This window comes from Frankia sp. CcI49 (assembly GCF_001983215.1).
Classification (GTDB): domain Bacteria; phylum Actinomycetota; class Actinomycetes; order Frankiales; family Frankiaceae; genus Parafrankia; species Parafrankia irregularis.
On the sequence record NZ_MOWP01000008.1, the window covers coordinates 293,957 to 312,492 of the forward strand.

General features: G+C 70.7%; 17 protein-coding genes. 10 read left to right on the top strand and 7 right to left on the bottom strand.

Annotated features, from left to right (window positions below; genetic code table 11):
* The first annotated feature begins 172 nt into the window (after positions 1-172).
* The 3 genes from CcI49_RS08715 to CcI49_RS42490 all read left to right on the top strand — a co-directional run bounded on the left by CcI49_RS08715 (position 173) and on the right by CcI49_RS42490 (position 2,717).
* Positions 173-475, top strand: a complete 303-nt coding sequence (locus CcI49_RS08715; RefSeq protein ID WP_054567019.1) for a DUF1778 domain-containing protein — start codon at positions 173-175, stop codon at positions 473-475.
* A gap of 102 nt (positions 476-577) precedes the next feature.
* Positions 578-1,075, top strand: coding sequence for a GNAT family N-acetyltransferase (locus CcI49_RS08720; RefSeq protein WP_054567020.1), 498 nt, complete (start codon positions 578-580; stop codon positions 1,073-1,075).
* Positions 1,076-1,694: 619 nt separating this feature from the next.
* Positions 1,695-2,717 (top strand): hypothetical protein, encoded by a 1,023-nt coding sequence (locus tag CcI49_RS42490; protein WP_054567022.1) that lies wholly within the window; start codon positions 1,695-1,697, stop codon positions 2,715-2,717.
* A 106-nt stretch (positions 2,718-2,823) separates the two neighbouring features.
* On the opposite strand, the gene CcI49_RS08730 is transcribed toward CcI49_RS42490, so the two are convergent.
* The 4 genes from CcI49_RS08730 to CcI49_RS43160 form a co-directional block, all read right to left on the bottom strand.
* Positions 2,824-3,987, bottom strand: coding sequence for an acyl-CoA dehydrogenase family protein (locus CcI49_RS08730; RefSeq protein WP_054567023.1), 1,164 nt, complete (start codon positions 3,985-3,987; stop codon positions 2,824-2,826).
* A 26-nt stretch (positions 3,988-4,013) separates the two neighbouring features.
* Positions 4,014-4,832 carry a 3-hydroxybutyryl-CoA dehydrogenase gene (locus tag CcI49_RS08735; protein ID WP_241839970.1) on the bottom strand — a complete coding sequence of 273 codons (819 nt, stop codon included), beginning with the start codon at positions 4,830-4,832 and terminating at the stop codon, positions 4,014-4,016.
* Between the two features lie 327 nt (positions 4,833-5,159).
* Positions 5,160-6,062, bottom strand: a complete 903-nt coding sequence (locus CcI49_RS08740) for an AEC family transporter (protein WP_054567024.1) — start codon at positions 6,060-6,062, stop codon at positions 5,160-5,162.
* A 57-nt stretch (positions 6,063-6,119) separates the two neighbouring features.
* Positions 6,120-6,476 (bottom strand): hypothetical protein, encoded by a 357-nt coding sequence (locus CcI49_RS43160; RefSeq protein ID WP_235497947.1) that lies wholly within the window; start codon positions 6,474-6,476, stop codon positions 6,120-6,122.
* Positions 6,477-6,687: 211 nt separating this feature from the next.
* Between CcI49_RS43160 and CcI49_RS08750 the strand changes: the two genes are divergently transcribed.
* Positions 6,688-8,019: an alkane 1-monooxygenase gene (locus CcI49_RS08750; RefSeq protein ID WP_076825533.1), complete on the top strand. Its 1,332-nt coding sequence runs from the start codon at positions 6,688-6,690 to the stop codon at positions 8,017-8,019.
* A gap of 392 nt (positions 8,020-8,411) precedes the next feature.
* Positions 8,412-9,929 (top strand): cation:proton antiporter, encoded by a 1,518-nt coding sequence (locus CcI49_RS08755; protein WP_076825535.1) that lies wholly within the window; start codon positions 8,412-8,414, stop codon positions 9,927-9,929.
* Between the two features lie 9 nt (positions 9,930-9,938).
* Here CcI49_RS08755 and add read toward each other — a convergent pair whose 3' ends face one another.
* The gene (gene add, locus CcI49_RS08760) at positions 9,939-11,174 is read right to left on the bottom strand and encodes an adenosine deaminase (RefSeq protein WP_241839971.1); all 1,236 of its coding nucleotides are present in this window, start codon (positions 11,172-11,174) and stop codon (positions 9,939-9,941) included.
* 103 nt (positions 11,175-11,277) lie between these two features.
* On the bottom strand, positions 11,278-11,991 hold the full coding sequence (locus CcI49_RS08765) for a lysophospholipid acyltransferase family protein (RefSeq protein ID WP_076825538.1): 714 nt from the start codon (positions 11,989-11,991) through the stop codon (positions 11,278-11,280).
* 297 nt (positions 11,992-12,288) lie between these two features.
* On the opposite strand from CcI49_RS08765, the gene CcI49_RS08770 reads away from it, so the two are divergent.
* The 3 genes from CcI49_RS08770 (at position 12,289) to CcI49_RS08780 (ending at position 14,850) form a co-directional block, all read left to right on the top strand.
* The gene (locus CcI49_RS08770) at positions 12,289-13,032 is read left to right on the top strand and encodes a M50 family metallopeptidase (RefSeq protein ID WP_076825540.1); all 744 of its coding nucleotides are present in this window, start codon (positions 12,289-12,291) and stop codon (positions 13,030-13,032) included.
* 30 nt (positions 13,033-13,062) lie between these two features.
* Positions 13,063-14,034: an SOS response-associated peptidase gene (locus CcI49_RS08775; RefSeq protein WP_076825542.1), complete on the top strand. Its 972-nt coding sequence runs from the start codon at positions 13,063-13,065 to the stop codon at positions 14,032-14,034.
* A 78-nt stretch (positions 14,035-14,112) separates the two neighbouring features.
* Entirely contained in the window at positions 14,113-14,850 is a 738-nt protein-coding gene (locus tag CcI49_RS08780) for a tyrosine-protein phosphatase (protein WP_076825544.1), read from the top strand.
* A gap of 32 nt (positions 14,851-14,882) precedes the next feature.
* On the opposite strand, the gene CcI49_RS08785 is transcribed toward CcI49_RS08780, so the two are convergent.
* Positions 14,883-15,437: a DUF308 domain-containing protein gene (locus CcI49_RS08785; protein WP_054567029.1), complete on the bottom strand. Its 555-nt coding sequence runs from the start codon at positions 15,435-15,437 to the stop codon at positions 14,883-14,885.
* Positions 15,438-15,751: 314 nt separating this feature from the next.
* On the opposite strand from CcI49_RS08785, the gene CcI49_RS08790 reads away from it, so the two are divergent.
* Complete coding sequence (locus CcI49_RS08790; RefSeq protein ID WP_006544811.1) at positions 15,752-17,365, top strand: ABC-F family ATP-binding cassette domain-containing protein; 1,614 nt, start codon at positions 15,752-15,754, stop codon at positions 17,363-17,365.
* A gap of 164 nt (positions 17,366-17,529) precedes the next feature.
* Entirely contained in the window at positions 17,530-18,495 is a 966-nt protein-coding gene (locus CcI49_RS08795) for a cation diffusion facilitator family transporter (protein WP_076825547.1), read from the top strand.
* The last annotated feature ends 41 nt before the right edge of the window (positions 18,496-18,536 follow it).

Below are 18,536 nucleotides of genomic sequence, written 5' to 3' on the forward strand. Positions count from 1 at the left end.
ATGCCCACCGTTCCTTCGGCAGTCGGAGTGATCGCACTCCGAATGCCCGCTCCGACGCCATTGCGAACGTTCCCGGCGGCACCAACGTTCCGCGCTCGCACGCGGCCAGGATCGCTGGACGTCGCGGTACCCCGGCTTCCCCTCGCCCGGGTCGGAACGGCAGACTGCCGGTATGACCTCTGCTGGCGACGAGAAGATCACGTGTGACCTGCCCGAGGACGACGCGGAGATCATCCGGTCCGCTGCCGAGGCAGAGGGTCTCAGCCTGGCGATGTTCGCGGTCGAGAGCATGCGGCGCCACGCCCGGGACGTGCTCGCCGACCGCCGCCTGTTCCGGGTCGCCGAGTCCGCCTGGGCCGAGCTGGAGGCGATGCTGCAGGCACCGCCGGCGGACAACCCGCGGATGCGACGCCTGCTCGACGAGGAACCGGGTGAGCAGCCACCTGGCCAGCAGTCCGGCCAGCCGGACGCCTAGTCGGACGCCGGCGCCGGCCCGCGGGCCCGCCACGCCGCGTTCCGCGTCGGTACCGGATGTCAGCGCATCGAGATCGTTCCTGGCTGGATGGGAGCTTGTTCCGTGTCGTTCACGAAGCCGTCGGCCCTGCTGGAGGACCATGACACGGTCGCGTTCGGCTGTGGTGACCCGGCCGTCGACGGCTGGCTGCGCCATCACGCCAAGGACCACCAGAAGGAACGGATCACCAACACCTTCGTGATCCTCGACGGCACCACCATCGCGGGGTTCTACTGCCTGGCGACAGCCGCCGCCGAGCGGGTGGCGCCACCGTCGCGGTGGCGGTCCCGCCGCCCCGCCGACCCCGTGCCGCTGATGCTCGTCGGTCGGCTGGCCGTGGACGTCCGTTATCAGGGGCGCGGTGTCGGTGCCCGGCTGCTGCGGGACGCGACGATGCGGGCGTTGACGGTGCGCCGGATGGTGGGAACCCCGTTGCTGGGCGCCCACGCCATCGCCTCCGCCGGCCGAGCCTTCTACCGGCACTTCGGCTTCGCGCCCACCGGGATGGACCCGCACCTGCTGCTCCTGCCCCTGCAGGACGCCGCCAGCCTCCCGAGCTAGCCGCCGGCCGCCGGGCTCCGCTCTCCGGCCGCGAACGCGGCCATGAACACGACCAGGGCCGCGCCGAGGCCGGGTGGCGCCGCGGGAGAGCCAGGCCCTGTGTCGGCGCCGGGTGCCGGTGTGGGTTCTCCGCCGGCGCCTGATTTCGCGGTCGACACAATTTCTGCCGGCTCCGGAAGGCGGCGCACCTTTCCTGCCGTGTTTCGGTCGCGCAACAGTGCAGGTAAACAGGTCGACGGCGACCCGTCACGGCCGGCTATTGTTCCGGGTGTCATGCCTGGTCGGCGCCGCATACGCCTATTTCCCCGTTCCGGAGTCTGGTGCCGGGTGGATTCGCCGTGATTTCTGCGCTCCTGTGGCCTGATCTCGGGGTGGGGATCAAGGGCCTTTTCCGTCTCGACTCGGACCCGTGGCATCCCTGACCGTACACCGTGAGATGGAAAAGGATCGTTGTTTCGGGTCAGCCTCCCGTCGCCTACGCATTCGGCTAAATGGGTCGGAACTGAAGGTCCGAAGGTCCCGGCGACACGTCTGTTTTGAGCCTCCGTCCGCCCGCTGACCAGCGGCTATGTTGTCGCCCGACGAGCCGATGCAACAGATCTTTTTTGAAAGGTTGGAAATGGCGAGCAGAATTGGGCGTCGTACCGCGATTCTCGCGACCTCCGGTTTGGTTTCCGTCGCGGTGACGCTCGGCGCGGGCGCCGGTGTCGCGCAGGCCGCTCCGTACGGCGGCGAGCACCACGGCAAGCAGCAGGTCAAGAAGGAGCGCGTCGCCGTCAGCTACGAGCGCGTTCTCTGGTTCGACCACAAGGACAAGAAGGAGCACAAGAAGAAGGACCACCACGGCAAGGACGAGAAGGACCACAAGAAGAAGTGGCCCGGCTACGACGACGAGGCCGTCGACCCGACGGGCGACGAGCCGGGCACCGGTTTCGAGGGCCCGGGCGGCGATGAGGGCTGGGGCGGCTTCGACGACTCGGCGCTTCTCCCGCCCCCCGGCGGCTTTGACGACCCGGCGGCTCCGGTCGTGGACCCGACGGCCGCCGTCGTGGACCCGGCTGCTCCCGTCGTGGACCCGACGGCCGTGGACGGGCCGGTTGCCGGCGAGGAGGCGCTGGCTGGTCCGTACGACAAGAAGCACCACAAGAAGAAGCGTGACGACATCTCGAAGCGCAAGGACGCCATCAGCTACGAGCGCGTTCTCTGGTTCGAGAACGAGAAGAAGAAGCACCACAAGAAGCACGACAAGAAGGAGTACGGCGAGGAGTCGTACGGCGATGACTCCTACGGCGATGACTCCTACGGTGACGACGACCCCTACTACGGCGGCGACTCGTACGGTGACGACTCCTACGGCGACCCCGGCGACTGGGGGACCCCGGGTGCTGTCGAGGAGCCGGTGGCCTACAGCCCGAGGCCGGGCGGGGACTACAAGCACCACGAGAAGAAGAACCTGGTGAAGAAGAAGATCCGGATCACCTTCGAGAAGGTTCTCTGGTTCGAGAAGAAGCACGACAAGAAGAAGCACCACGAGAAGTACGACAAGCCCGGCAAGGATGACTACCAGTGGGGCGACTACGGCGACTACGGCGACTCTGTCGACGGTCCGTCGGAGACGTCCGCACTTGTGGGCGGTCTGTAGTCAGCGGGTAATCCGGCGGGAGCCCGGCGCGGGTTGGGCCGGGCCACGCAGGTGGTGAGGCGCCGCCGCCCGTATCGGCGGCGCCTCACCGTGGGACGGGACGGTCTCAGCCCCGGAGCAGGGCCCGGGACATGACCATCCGCTGGATCTGGTTGGTGCCCTCGTAGATCTGCGTGATCTTCGCGTCGCGCATCATCCGTTCGACCGGGAAGTCGCGGGTGTAGCCGGCGCCCCCGAAGAGCTGGACGGCGTCGGTGGTGACCTCCATGGCGACGTCCGAGGCGAAGCACTTGGCGGCGGCGGTGATGAAGCCGAGGTTCGGCTCGCCGCGTTCGGCGCGGGCCGCCGCGACGTACACCATGTGCCGGGCCGCCTCGATCTTCATCGCCATGTCCGCGAGCATGAACTGGACGCCCTGGTTGTCCGCGATCGGGCGGCCGAACTGGCGGCGTTCCTTCACGTAGCCGATCGCCGCGTCCAACGCGCCCTGGGCGATGCCGACGGCCTGCGCGCCGATCGTCGGCCGGGTGTGGTCGAGGGTGCGCAGCGCGGTGCGCAGACCCGTGCCGGGCTCGCCGATGATCCGGTCGGCGGGGATCGTGCAGTTGACGAAGTGGATCTCGCGGGTGGGTGAGCCCTTGATGCCGAGCTTGCGCTCCTTGGAGCCGACCTCGAAGCCGGGGTCGTCGGCCCGGACGACGAACGCGGAGATGCCGTCGGCGGGCTTCGCCGCGTCCGGGTCGGTGACGGCCATGACGGTGTACCAGGTGGACTCGCCCGCGTTGGTGATCCAGGTCTTGGTGCCGTTGAGGACCCAGTGGTCGCCGTCGAGCCTGGCCCGGGTCCGCATCGAGGCGGTGTCCGATCCCGCCTCCCGCTCGGAGAGCGCGTAGGACGCGCTCGCCTCACCGCTGGCGATCGAGGGCAGGACCTGCTTCTTCAGCTCCTCCGACCCCGACAGCAGGATCGGCATCGTGCCGAGCTTGTTGACGGCTGGGATGAGGGACGAGGAGGCGCAGGCTCGGGCGACCTCCTCGATGACGATGCAGGTCGCCACCGAGTCGGCGCCCTGGCCGTCGTAGCTCTCCGGGATGTGCACGGCACTGAACCCCGAACGGATCAGCGCGTCCCGGGCCTCGGTCGGGTAGCGCTCCTGTTCGTCGACGTCGGCCGCGAACGGTGCGATCTCCTTCTCCGCGAGATCGCGGACGGCCTCACGGACGGCGGTATGGGTGTCGCTGAGGCTGTAGGTGTCGAAGTTCGGATCCACGTCGGTGCCGTTCTCGTGTGGTGGGTTCAGGAGTACTGGTGGAAGCCGCGGCCGCTCTTCTTGCCGAGCAGACCGGCGTCCACCATGCGCAGCAGCAGCGGCGGCGGGGAGTAGAGCGGTTCCTTGAACTCGTCGTACAGCGACTCGGCCACCGCCTTGATGGTGTCGAGCCCGATGAGGTCGATCAGCCGCAGCGGGCCCATCGGGTGGGCGCAGCCGAGGACCATGCCGAGGTCGATGTCGTCGGCGGAGGCGAAGCCCGACTCCTGCATCCGGATCGCGGAGAGCAGGTAGGGAACGAGCAGCGCGTTGACCACGAACCCGGCGCGGTCCTTGGAGCGGATCACCTCCTTGCGTAGACCAGAGGTGACGAACTCCTGGATGCGGGTGAGGGTCTCGTCCGAGGTCAGCAGCGACGGGACGAGCTCGACCAGCTTCATCACCGGAACCGGGTTGAAGAAGTGCACACCCAGGACCTGGTCCGGGCGGCCGGTGGCCATCCCGAGCTTCATGATCGGGATGGAGGAGGTGTTGGAGGCGAAGATCGCCGACGGGTCGGCCACGACCTTGTCGAGCGCCGTGAAGATCTCGGTCTTGGCCTGTTCGTTCTCCGCGATGGCCTCGACGGTGAACTGGCGGTCGCCGAAGTCGCCGAGGTCGGTGGTGAAGGCGAGCCGGGCCAGGGCCGCGTCCCGGTCGGCCTCGCTGAGCTTGCCGCTGCGGGTTCCGCGGTCGAGCGAGGCGGTGATCCGTTTCCGGCCGGCCTCGACCGCCGCGACGTCCACCTCCCGGACCAGCACGTCAAGGCCTGCCCGCGCACAGGTCTCGGCGATGCCGGAGCCCATCAGACCGCACCCGACCACACCGACCCGCTGGATCGGCGCGCTGGCCGCCGTGCCCGGGGTCGCCGGAACCTGCTCTGTCCCGACCTGCTCTGTCTCGGCCACCTGGCCGCCTCCGTTCGTATGCTGCTCGTGCCGGTCCTCCGCGCGGCGCGGTGCTCGCGGCATGCCGCGACAGGCCACGCCGGTGGCACGCCATGCCGCCCCCGAGTCTCCTCGATCGGGCTGGCGCTTGCGACCCAGCGATTGTCTCTCGCTCCAACTTTAGGACGCCCACATACTTGCGTGCGTGGATCGTCCGGCGCCCGGTGTCGCCGGATGTGGGGTATCTCAGGGGTGCAGGGGAATCGACCAGATCGCGAGTGTCGCGACGGACAGCGGCACGCCGACACCAACCAGCAGGCTCGGCAGGGGGCGAGCCAGGCCGTGCCGGTCCGCGAGGATCGCGCCGGCCACCATCGGCGGCATCGCGATCTCGAACAGCGCCACCTTGACGTCCGGATCGGTGAACACACCCGTGGCGACATACAGCCCGAGAACCGCGGCGGGGGCCACCGCCAGCTTCACCGTCAGCCCCAGCACCAGTTCCCGCCACCAGCGGCGGACGGCGTTGACCCGCAGTTGCAGGCCCACCGAGAACAGCGCCAGCGGCGTCAGGGTGGCGCCGATCGAGGCGAGTGCCTCGTCCAGCCAGGCCGGGTACTCCACCGGGCGCAGCGCCAGCGCGAGCACCAGGGCCAGCATCGACGGCCGGGTCAACGTCGCGCGGGCGACGGCCAGCGGCGCCGCGGTGGCTCCGGCGGCGGCGGTGACCACCACCAGCACCACCGTGTTCAGCAGCAGGTACGAACCGAGCTGGTCGGTCAACAGCGCGACGGGCACCCAGGACTCGCCGAAGAAGGCGGTGACCATGGGGATGCCCACGAACGAGGTGTTCGCCACCGCGGTGGCGGCGATCAGCGCGGCCACCACCTCCCGGCTCAGCCCCAGCACCCGGGCGGCCACCAGGTAGATCACCATGGTCGTCGCACACAGGGCGTACGGAGCCGCCACGACCAGCACGATGTTCGACGGGATCTGGACGTCGTGCAGGACGTGCAGGGTGAGCGCGGGCAGCGCGATGTCGAGCAGCCAGATGTTGAGGGTGTGTGCCGCGTCACCGCCGAGATGACCGGTGTGCGCGACCGCGGCGCCCGCGACAAGGCCGACAAACACTACGACCAGGGCGGACACCGGGGCATCGTTTCAGCCCGGGGTGGCTGCGGGGCGCGCCGTGCGGCGTCGGCTATGTCACTTGTGCAGGGGATCCGGGTGCGCCGGGCCGTCCGGCTGGACGATGTCTGCCGGAGCGTCGTCACCTGGCTCGTCCGGGTGCGGCCCGGCGGCTGCCATGCCCCCGGACCTGGCCCGTCGTGCCCGGCCGCGCCGGTAGAAGCTCCGGTAGAGACGGCTGAAGGTGATGTGGACGCCGAAGAGCAGCGCGGCGACGAGATAGTTCACGCCGCCGAGCGAACGCTGGCCGGGTAGCGGGAGGAGCGTGTAGGTGATCAGGACGGCGGCGGAGAGAAAGAGGGCGCTGATCGTGGCGCCGCCGATCCACGGGGGCGCGTTCGTCATCGAGCCGTGCGGCCTGGTCTGCGCGGTCATGGGCGCAAGTGTGCACCGCCGCGGCGCCTGACCGGGCTCGAAGGCCGGACGGGAGGGACGGAACGGGGTCGTTGTTCGTGCGGGCGGTTGTTCCGGTACGCGGCGGATGTGAGACTTCGAGATGTGACGGTGCGGTGACGAGCGGCGGCCTGCGGTGTTCGGTGTTCGGGGCCCGTTCCCGCGTGCGTCGGGTGGGCGGAAGGTGACACGCATGGCGGCACCGGTGCTGGTCGACCAGGACGGAACGCGGTGGCGCGACGGCAAGCGGTACATGTGGCTGACCGCGCTGGTCCCCCCGGTTCTCCCGATCGTGTCCTTCGGGCTGTGGCATCGGACGGGCTCGGGCCTTCCGTGGTGGCTCACCGTGATGTTCGTCTTCGGCCTGTTGCCGCTGCTCGACGCGACCACGCCGAAGGATCCGGTGGCCGCGCCGGATTGGGCCCGTCCTGCCCTGGACGCCGACCGCTACTACCGGTGGTGCACCTTCCTCTATCTGCCGCTCACCGGCGTCTGCCTGGTGCTCGGATGCTGGGCGTGGGTGCACGGCGAGCTGTCCGCCGTCGAACGCGTCGCCGTGGTCGGCGCGATCGGGACCGTCACCGGGGTCGGTATCAACACCGCCCACGAACTGGGCCACAAGCGCGACCGGCTGGAGCGGGTCCTGGCGAAGGTCATGCTCGCCACCACCGCCTACGGCCACTTCTACGTCGAGCACAACCGCGGTCACCACGTGCGGGTCGCGACCCCCGCGGACCCGGCCAGCGCCCGGCTCGGCGAGAGCTTCTGGCGGTTCTGGCCGCGCACCGTCCTCGGCAGCCTGCGCTCGGCGTGGGAGCTGGAGGCGCGCCGGCTGCGCCTGCGCGGGCGCTCGCCGTGGTCCGTGCGCAACGAGGTGCTGACCTCGTGGGTGTACACGGTGGTTCTCTTCGGAGCCCTCGCCGGTGTCTTCGGACCGTCCGTTCTCGTCTTCCTCGTACTGCAGGCCGTGGTGGGATTCTCCCTGCTGGAGGCGGTGAACTACGTCGAGCACTACGGGCTGGCCCGGCAACGGACCGCGACCGGCAGATACGAGAAGGTCGATCCGCGGCACAGCTGGAACAGTGACGACGTCATCAGCAATCTCGCGCTCTATCATCTGCCTCGGCACAGCGACCATCACGCCAACCCGACCGTGCGCTACCAGTCGCTCCGATCGTTTTCCTTTGCTCCGCAGCTGCCAACCGGTTACGGAACAATGATCCTGGCCTCGCTGGTCCCGCGTCTCTGGTTCCAGGTGATGGATCCCCGGGTGGTCGCCCACTACGACGGGGACGTAACCCGGGCGAATCTCGACCCGCGCCGGCGGGCCGATCTCGTCGCGCGATTCGGTGGTATGGACGCCGGTCGCGCGACGGATGTCGGCCATACGACGGATACCGGTGGCAGGGCGGGTGTCGGTGGTACGGCGGGTGCCAATGGCGGGGCGGGTGCGGGCGGCGACGTGCCGAGCGTGGGGGTGCCGGCCGACCGTTCCCGGTCCGGCACTGGCCCCGGTATCGGCTGAAGCCCGGGCAGGCCGAGAAGGAGCCGTCCCCGCACCGGTGCGATCGGTGCGGGGGCCCCGTACGTGTCTGCGGGTCTGCGCGACCGAGGAGCCTCGTCCGGTCGGCGTGGCCGGTGATTCTCCGCGGCCGGGCCCCGATGGCGTGCGAGCTGGCTATTGTTGTCGCGGTGGCCCTTCACGCGCCGCGGGCGAGATGCGGCGAGGCGTGCCCACAAACACCGCTCGAAGGCCGGGCGGTGTTTCGGGGGCCTGGTGGTCGTCAGAAGAACCGCCGGGTCGGGTCCGCGTACACCGCGCTCGCGCGCGCCGTGCCCGGACGGTACTGGTGCGTGCGGCGAACAACGGCCCGGTCGGCGGGCTGAACGCAGGCACGGTGGTGGGAGCGGACGAACGTGAACGTGGCGGAAGCATTTGTGGCGACGGCCCCGCTGTCGCACCATTCTTTGTTGATCTTTCTACTTCAGCTGACGGTACTCCTTGCGCTGGCGCTGGCGCTCGGAAAACTGGCGGTGAGAATCGGCCTGCCCTCGGTGGTCGGCGAGCTTCTCGCCGGTGTTCTCCTGGGCCCGTCATTGCTGGGCGACATCGCCCCTGATTTCTCCGGCTGGCTCCTGCCCACCGCACCGGACCAGATGCATCTGCTGGATGCCGTGGGTCAGATGGGTGTGATTCTTCTGGTCGGCCTGACCGGCCTGGAGATGGACATGCRGATGGTGCGGCGCCGTGGGGCGACCGCTGCCCGGATCAGCGCCGCGGGTCTGCTGCTGCCGGTCGGCCTCGGCATCGGAGCGGGCCTGCTCCTGCCCGGTTCGCTGCTTGGCGAGGATGCCGATCGCCATGTCTTCGCCCTGTTCCTCGGGGTGGCCATGGGCGTGAGTGCCATCCCGGTCGCGGCGAAGATTCTCCTGGACATGCGCTTGCTGCACCGCAACGTCGGCCAGCTCATCCTCGCTTCCGCGACGGTTGACGACGCGGTCGGCTGGTCGTTGCTTTCGGTGGTCTCCGCGATGGCCACGACCGGCGTGCGCGGTGGGGATATCGCCTGGCCGGTGATAAGCCTGCTCAGCGTCGTGCTGGTTGCCTTCCTCCTGGGGCGCCCGCTGGCCCGGATCGCCATCGCTGCGGGTGGCCTGGCCCGGGAGGAGACCGGCAGCGCGGCCGGGCCAGGTCCGGCGGCCGCCGGTGTCTCGGACCGGGTGGATCCTGCGGCGGGACCGTCCGCCGCTGCCCCGCCGGCCGCGTCGACGTCAGCGGAGCACGGCACCGCATCGGCGTCCGCCGCCGGGCCCCCGGCGGTGCCGCGGATCCCGATCCCGGCTGGGTCCGGTGGTGGCGCGTCCGGGATCGCCGTCGTCGTCCTGTTCATCTTCGCCGCGGCGGCGGGAACCCACGCCCTCAGGCTGGAAGCCATTCTCGGCGCCTTCGTCGCAGGCATCCTGCTCGGCTCGGCACCGAATCTGGACTCGCGTCGGCTCGAACCGCTCCGGCTGGTGGTCATGGGCGTGCTCGCGCCCATCTTCTTCGCCTCGGCCGGGCTGCGCATCGACCTCACCGCGCTGGCCGAGGCCAAGGTCGCGCTCGCTGCCGTCGTGATCCTCAGCCTCGCCGTCATCGGCAAGTTCGCCGGTGCCTACCTCGGCGCGCGGATCAGCAGGCTCGGGCACTGGGAGGCGCTGTCGCTCGGGGCCGGCCTCAACGCCCGTGGCGTCATCGAGATCGTCGTGGCCGGCACCGGCCTGCGCCTCGGTGTGCTCTCCACAGCCATGTACACGGTCATCGTGCTGGTCGCGATCGTCACGTCGATCATGACGCCGCCCATTCTGCGGGCGACGATGCGCCGGGTCGAGCAGACCGCGCAGGAGCGCCTGCGCGAGCTCGACCTCGTCGGCCAGCCGGCCGGGCTGAGGTGACGGGCCGGCTCAGCGCTCCGTCGGTGCCAGCGTTGTTGACGCCGACGCCGACGCCGACGCCGACGCCGATGCCGGCTGAGCCGATGCCGGCTGAGCCGATGCCGGCTGAGCCGACGCCGACGCTGACCGAGCTGGCGTGGCCACGGCTGGTGTGGTCACGCCGAGCTCGACGGCGGCGACCGCGAACTCCGCCCGCAGCCGCGCCTTTCCGGGCTCGGGCAGGAACGAGTGCTCGACGGCCGCCGCCGCCAGGTCGAAGACCTGCTGCCGGGTGAGCGAAAGCGAACGCAGGGCGTGCAGGTACTCCTGGCGAAGCGTGGTGTTGAACATGGGCGGGTCGTCGCTGTTCAGGTTGACGTCGAGGCCCTCGGCGATCATCCGCGGCAGCGGATGGGCCGCGTAGCTCGCCACGGCACCGGTGCACAGGTTGGAGGTGGGGGAGACCTCCAGCGGGATGTGGTGGCGGCGCAGGTGCTCCACGAGCGCGGGGTCCTCGAGGGCACTGGTGCCGTGCCCGATCCGCTCCGCGTGCAGGAACTCCAGGGCGTCCCAGATCGTGCGCGCACCGGTCGTCTCGCCCGCGTGCGGGATGCAGTGCAGGCCCGCGTCCCGGGCCGCGGTGAACACCGGGCCGAACTGGGGGCGCCCGACGCCGACCTCGGGCCCGCCCAGGCCGAGTGCGATCACACCTTCCCCGCCGTGTTCGAGGGCGAGCTCCAGCGTGCGCTCGCCGGAGTGCACGCTGTCGGTTCCCGGCAGACCGGGAATATCGGTGATCCAGCGGACCTGGATGCCGGTCTCCCGCTCGGCGTCGAGGCGCCCCGCCTCCACCCCGGCGAACACCGCCGCCGGATCGACACCACGCTGGACGTGCAGCCAGGGGGTGAAGGTGATCTCCGCATAGCGGACCCGCTGCTCGGCCAGGCCGAGCGCGGTCTCGCGCGCGAGCAGGCGGAAGTCCTCCTCGTCCCGCAGCACCTGGACGGCGGCCAGGTAGACCTCGATGAAATGGTCGAAGTCGCGGAACCGGTAGAAGGCCCGCAGGGCGTCCAGGTCGGTCGGCAGATGGTCGACGTCGTGCCTGCGGGCCAGCTGGAGCAGCGTGCCGGGCCGCATCGACCCCTCGAGGTGGACGTGCAGCTCGACCTTGGGCAGCGTGTCGACGAACTGCTCGTCCGTGATCTGCCCGATGGCTCCTTGACCTCGCGCCTCGTGGTCGTGTTCCGCTGGGCCAGGCCGGTCCATCACGTGGTCCGCCACGGTGTTCTCCGCTCCGTCGATAGCCGTTCCGAGGCTTCAGTCAACCTGCCGCCGGCCGGTGGTGAGGCAACCGGTCCGGACGACGGCGCTATGGCGTCGGCGGCTCCGGCGCGGATCCGCCGAGATGAGCGGGAAGCCACCAGGGTGATTCGCCGGGGGGCGGCGGGGGATAGCGGCGTTGCGCGTCGTCGAGGATCTCCGCCATCGTCAGCTGCAACAGCTCGGTTCCCGCCCGGGAGTCCCGCAGCTCCGAGGCCGGCACGGGCTTGCCCACGGTGATGGAGACGGGTGTCCCGACCGCGGCGCGCAGGTTGCGGGGCCGCCCCTTGGTCAGGATCCGCTGGCTGCCCCACAGCACCAGCGGGATGACGGGTACGTCAGCCTCGGCGGCCATCCGGGCCGCGCCGGACTTGAACGGCGCCAGGCAGTAGCTCGGACTGATCGTGGCTTCCGGGAACACACCGACCAGCTCGCCGGCGCCCAGGGCACGCACCGCCTCCCGCAGCGACCCCGCACCGGCCGACCGGTCGACCGGAATGTGATGCATGCCTCGCATCAGTGGCCCGCTCACCCGGTGATCGAAGACCTGCTTCTTCGCCATGAACCGGACCARCCGCCGCTGCGACCACCAGAAGGGCACGCCGGCCAGGGCGAAGTCCAGGTACGACACATGGTTGATCAGCACGACCGCTCCGCCGTCCGCCGGCACATGCTCCTCACCGCGGACGTCCAGTTGCAGCCGCAACGCGCGGAAGAGCCCGAGCGCCGTGTGGATGACCGGTCGATACACGTATTCAGCCATTGCCCGGGTTCCTCCCCATTCGGCCCATCTGGGTGCCTCGCCGGCCCGCCCCGTGCCGTCGCCCCAGCGCGGGAAGCGCTGGCCTGATGCGTGTCCTGACAGTCCCCCTCGCGCGCCGAAGGGTACCTGCTGTCGGGAACACGACGCCCCGTCGCGGATGCGGGGAGCACCGCACTCTGGGGGCGGAACCCGCCATGCGCGATTATCGGGAGGACGTACGCCGAACCGTCGCCGGTCCGACCGGGCGTGTTCCCGGCCGCGGTGTGATGGCGCGGTCGCGGCAGTGCGGTCGCGCGGGTGCGGCAACGAGGTCGCGCCGGTGCGGCAACGAGGAGAGGAGCAGCCACGTCCGACCTGCTCAGCCGGAGTTTCGGGGCACAGCCGGCACCCGCGCACTGGATCCTCGTCGTCACCGGCATCGCCGCGCTGCTGACGGTGGCGAGTGACCGTCTCTGGCCGAGGGCCCGACACGTGGTCACGATCGCGCACGAGGGCGGCCACGCGCTCGTCGCGGTGGCCACCGGTCGCCGGCTCGCCGGAGTGCGCCTGCATTCCGACACCTCGGGAGTCACGGTCTCCTCCGGCCGGCCGACCGGGCCGGGCGTGGTCCTCACCGTGGCCGCCGGGTACACGGCCCCGTCGTTGCTCGGGCTGGGCGCGGCAGGCCTGCTCGCGACCGGCCGGGTCAGCCTGTTGCTCCAGGTCATCGTCGCCCTGCTGCTGGTCCTGCTGGTGGTCGTCCGCAACGGGTTCGGAGTGGCGACCGTGCTGGTCAGCACCGCCGTCGTGCTCGGGGTCTCCTGGTTCGCCACAGATGACGTCCAGGCGGGCTTCGCCGCGTACGCCACCTGGTTCCTGCTGCTGGGGGCGCTGCGACCGATCGTCGAGGTGCAGCGCCAGCGGCGGCGCCGCCGGGCACGGGACTCCGATCCCGATCAGCTGGCCCGCCTGACCGGCCTGCCGGGGACCTTCTGGGTCGGTGTCTTCGGTGTGCTGTCGCTGGGTTGCCTGGCGGGTGCCGCGGCGGCGCTCGTCGTCTGAGACGTCGTAGGTGGCTGCGAGACTGGGCCCATGTGCGGGAGGTACACCCAGACGCTCAGCGCGGACGAGCTCGCGGCGGCCATGTCGGCGGTGGACGAGACGCACGGCGCGCTCCGCGAGAGCTACAACGTCGCACCGACGACCGCGATGCCGATCGTGATGGCATCCGCGCAGCCCGCCGCCGTGGCTGGCGCCGACAGGGCCGCTGCTGATGCCGACAGGGCCGCTGCTGGCGCCTACGGCGCGCAGGCCCAGGCCGCCGCCGTCCCGGGTCGGGTGCTTCGCCTGGCCACCTGGGGGCTGGAGCCGCGGTGGGGGAACGCCCGGCAGTCCGGCAACCGCATGATCAATGCTCGGGCCGAGACGGTGGCGTCCAGACCGGCGTTCCGCTCGGCGTTCGCCGCCAGGCGGTGTCTCGTCCCCGCCACCGGTTTCTACGAGTGGCAGCGGGTCGCCGGGCAGCGCCGCGGTCAGCCCTACTACATCCATCCCGCCGGGCATCCGGGTGCGGATGGCCTGTTCGCCTTCGCCGGGATCTACGAGCGCGGGTGGCATGACGGTAAGCCGCTGGCGACGTTCGCGATCATCACGACCGAGGCGGCCACGGGCCTGGAGTTCCTCCATGACCGGTCTCCGGTCGTGGTGCCACGCTCCGCCTGGTCGCGGTGGATCGATCCGGAGGTGCGAGACCGCGCCGACCTCGCCGGTGTCCTGCGCCCCGTACCGGCCGGGGTCTTCGCTGCCCACCCTGTCTCGTCCGCGGTCGGCAGCGTCCGCAACGACTCACCTCACCTGATCGACCCGGTCGTGCTGGTGCGGGAGGGCGAGTCCACCGGCATCGAGGCGACCGGTATCGCGGCGACTGCGCTTGACGGCATCGGCGACACCGGGGGCATCAACGACATCGACGGCAGGGCCACCATGAGCCGCATCGACGGCATGCCCGCGCATGAGGGCACCCTTTTCGGCGAGGATGGTGCGAGGCCGCACGCGCCGCGTTGACGGATGACGGGTTCGTCAGATCGATGCTCGTCCGAGGTGTTCTGACCGTGCGACGCCGGGTTTTCGGGAGGACTGTGCATGGGAACGGAAGAGCCGCTCAGGGAAGCGCTGGCCAACCTGCGCGATGTCGGCGGCATGACGACCGCGGCCGGGCAGGTCCTTCGGGCCGGCGTGCTCTACCGCAGCGACATGCCGCGGGTGGGCGATGAGCGGCCGGCGGTCACCTTCACCTGGCCGCCGCCGACCGTCGTCGACCTGCGGTCCGCGGTCGAGCGGGGGAGCTCCCCGCACCCGCTGTCCCTGCTCGGTTCCGAGGTGCACATCAAGCCGCTGCTGGGCGAGGAGACCGGCCGGGCCAGCAACTCGCTCGGCCCGGACGTGCTCGCGGGCGGCCTGCGCGCGCTCTACAACACGATCCTCGACATAGCGGCGCCCCGGCTGGTGGAGATCGTGGACCTGGCGGCCGAGGCACCCGGCCCACTGCTGGTGCACTGCGCGRCCGGCAAGGACCGCACCGGGATCGTGACCGCGCTGCTGCTGCGCCTGGCCGGCGTCGGCCACGAGCAGGTGATCGCCGACTATCTGGCGACCGGCGCCAACATGCCGGGGGTGCTGCGGCGGCTCAAGGGCCATTCGCTCCTGCCCGGGGCACGGTCGGGGCCGACGGCCCGCGCGGTGACCGAGGTCTCCCAGGAGGCCGTCGAGCACGTGCTCGGGGTCATCGACGGGGTGCCGGGCGGGCCCGAGGCGTGGCTGCTCGAACGTGGCGGCAGCCAGGACTCCATCGCGCTGTGGCGCAAGCGCATCCTGGACTGAGCCCAGACCCCCGCCGGTCAGGTCGTAGCTGATCAGGGCCGTAGCGCGAGCCCGACCAGCACCTCGGTCACCCCGGTGACGACGAGCTGGATCCCGAACAGGACAGCCAGCACCGAGACCGTCGCAGCCGGCCAGGTGACCGCCAGGATCCCGAGGACCACGGCGAGGCAGGCGACCAGCAGGCTCCGGCGGCGCCCGGCGCCGTGGCCGGCACCCGAGTGCCTGCCCGCCAGGATCAGCAATGCTCGGATCACTCCCGCGACGATCAGCACGGCTCCGACGACGATCGCGATGGCATGCAGGGTCACATGCGGCCAGAGCAGGATCACCACACCGGCGGCGGCGGTGAGCACCCCGTAGAGGATGGCCGTTCCGCCGTGCTCGGCGCGCACGGCCGAAACGATCTCAGCGATGCCGGACACGAGCAGGGCCACCCCGGCGAGCACCGCCAGCCCCCCGGCGGTGCTGAACGGGTTGGCGATCAGCAGCACCCCCAGGACTGTGACGGCGACTCCCAGAACGACCAGGCTCGACCACAGCGAGCTCGGACGCTGGGTCTGCCGCTGCTGCCGGTACGTCGTCGTCATTGTGTCCTCCTGTATCCACCGGCATCGGCCGTCACGGGTGACGGCCGGGCCCACGACCTGGGAAGGGCGTACCCGGGACGGATCGGCGCCGCACGTTTTTGGCCGCGCTCACAGGTCGGCCGTTCCGGACGCCCGCGGTACCCGCGCCCGCGGCCCGTACCCTGGAGGACATGACCTCTGCCGCGTCGTGACGCGGGCGTCCCCGATACGGCGTCCCTGATACCCGGTGCCCGCGGTGGCCATCCCGCTGACACCTGCCTGCACGTGACACCTGCTGCACGCACGAATCCGATGTACGAAAGAGGCCGACTCGCATGATCATCGTGTCCGAGCTCGAGCTCCGCGCCGGAGCCCGAACACTGATCGAGCCGGTTTCCTTCCGGGTGCAGGCCGGTGATCGCATCGGGCTCGTGGGTCGCAACGGAGCCGGCAAGACGACGCTGCTGAAGACGCTGGCCGGAGAGAACCTGCCGTTCGCCGGCAAGGTCGACATCCGCGGCGAGCTCGGCTATCTGCCGCAGGACCCGCGCACCGGCGACCTCGCCGACACCGCGAGGGACAGGGTGCTCGCCGCCCGCGGGCTGGACGTGATCCTGCGCGAGATGGAGAAGCTCCACGTCGAGATGGCGGAGCTGGTCGACGAGTCCGCCCGTGACGCCGCGGTCCGCCGCTACGGCCGGCTGGAGGAGCGGTTCGGCACCCTCGGTGGCTACGCGGCCGAGGCGGAGGCGGCCCGGATCTGTTCGTCGCTCGGCCTGCCGGACCGTGTGCTCGGCCAGCAGATCGGGACGCTCTCCGGTGGGCAGCGGCGCCGGGTCGAACTGGCCCGCATCCTCTTCGCCGGGTCGGGCAACTCCGACGCGACACTGCTGCTGGACGAGCCCACCAACCACCTCGACGCGGACTCGATCACCTGGCTGCGGGACTTCCTGCGCGCCCACAGCGGCGGGCTCATCGTGATCAGCCACGACGTGGACCTGCTCGACAAGAGCGTGAACAAGGTCTTCCATCTCGACGCGAACCGTGCGGCCCTCGACGTCTACAACGTCGCCTGGAAGACCTATCTCACCCAGCGTGAGCAGGACGAGCGTCGGCGCCGGCGGGAGCGGGCCAACGCCGAGAAGAAGATCGACTCGCTGCGGGCGCAGGCGGACAAGATGCGGGCGAAGGCGACCAAGGCGCGTGCCGCACACCAGATGGACCGCCGCGCCGAGCGGCTGGCCGCCGGCCTGGCGGAGGTCCGGGTGTCCGACCGGGTCGCCAAGCTCCGCTTCCCCGACCCGGCTGCCTGCGGGCGCACGCCGCTCACGGCGACCGGCCTGTCGAAGTCGTACGGCTCGCTGGAGGTCTTCACCGGCGTCGACCTGGCGATCGACCGCGGGACGAGGGTTGTGGTCCTCGGCCTGAACGGCGCGGGCAAGACCACGCTGCTGCGGATGCTCGCCGGCCAGGAGCCGCCCGACGCCGGTGAGGTGCACCCGGGGCATGGCCTGCGGCTGGGCTACTACGCCCAGGAGCACGAGACGCTGGACACCTCCCGTTCCGTGCTCGACAACATGCGGGCGGCCGCACCCACATCCTCCGATGTGGAGCTGCGCCGAATCCTGGGCGCGTTCCTGTTCAGCGGCGACACGGTCGAGCAGCTCGCCGAGACGCTCTCCGGCGGGGAGAAGACGCGGCTGGCGCTCGCCGGCCTGGTGTGCAGCTCGGCGAACGTGCTGCTGCTGGACGAGCCGACCAACAACCTCGACCCGGCCTCGCGGGACGAGGTCCTCAGCGCGCTGCGCACCTACCGCGGCGCGGTCGTCCTGGTCACCCACGACCCGGGAGCGGTCGAGGCGCTGAGCCCCGACAAGGTCCTCATGCTGCCGGACGGTGTCGAGGACACCTGGTCGCCCGACCTGGCCGACCTCGTCACCCTGGCCTGATCGCGGCGCATCCGCACCGACGCGACCCGGTGGTCACCGAACCATCGGTGCCCCGGGTACCCGGCGGCGCGTTGGTGGGGGCGTCTTGACAGACTGGGCGATCAGTCCGGTGTCTGCGGAGCGCACGGACGAACCAGGCAACGTGACTATGAAAGCGGGGGCGTGTGAGCGCGGAAGGTGGCACCAGGGCCGTCGTGGCGGCGCTGCTCGCGAATCTGGGCATCGCGGTGGCGAAGTTCGTGGCGTTTCTCTTCACCAGGTCGTCCTCGATGCTCGCCGAGTCGATTCACTCCGTCGCGGACTCCAGTAACCAGGCACTGTTGCTGATCGGGCAGCGGCGGGCAGCTCAGCCGGCCGACGAGGAGCACCCCTTCGGCTACGGGCGGTCCCGCTACATCGCCGGGTTCCTGGTCGGCATCGTGCTTTTCAGCGTCGGTGGCCTGTTCTCCGTCTACGAGGGCATCGAGAAGCTGCGCCACCCCCATGAGCTGGAAAGCGGGCTCGTCGCCGTTGTCGTCCTCGGGATCGCGATCGTTCTGGAGAGCTTCTCCTTCCGGACCGCGATCAAGGAGTCGCGCCACGTCAAGGGCGGCATGTCCTGGTGGGGTTTCGTCCGGGAGGCGCGCTCACCCGAGCTGCCCGTCGTGCTGCTCGAGGACCTCGCCGCGTTGTGCGGCCTGGTGTTCGCGCTCGCCGGAGTCGGCCTGACCCTGCTGCTCGACGAGCCGCTCTGGGACGCTGCGGGCACGGTCGCCATCGGCGTGCTGCTGCTGGTCGTCGCGGTGATCGTCGCGATGGAGACCTACGGCATGCTCGTCGGTGAGGCCGCCACACCGCAGACAGTGGAGGCGATCCGGCGCGCACTCGCCGCCACGCCCGCGGTCACCACCGTGATCCACATGAGGACGCTGCACCTGGGCCCCGACGAGCTGCTGGTCGCGGCCAAGATCGGGCTTGGCCCCGACCTGACGACGGCCCAGGTCGCCGCGGCGATCGACGATGCCGAGGCCCGTCTGCGGGCGGTGGTGCCCATCGCACGTCGGGTCTACCTCGAGCCCGACATCCCCCGCGAGCCGGCGGCCGAGCCCGCCGCACCCGAGGTGGTCGCGTCGCCGGAGGCCAGCGCCTGACGCCTGGCACCCGACCCGGACACCCGGTGCCCCGGCCTTCA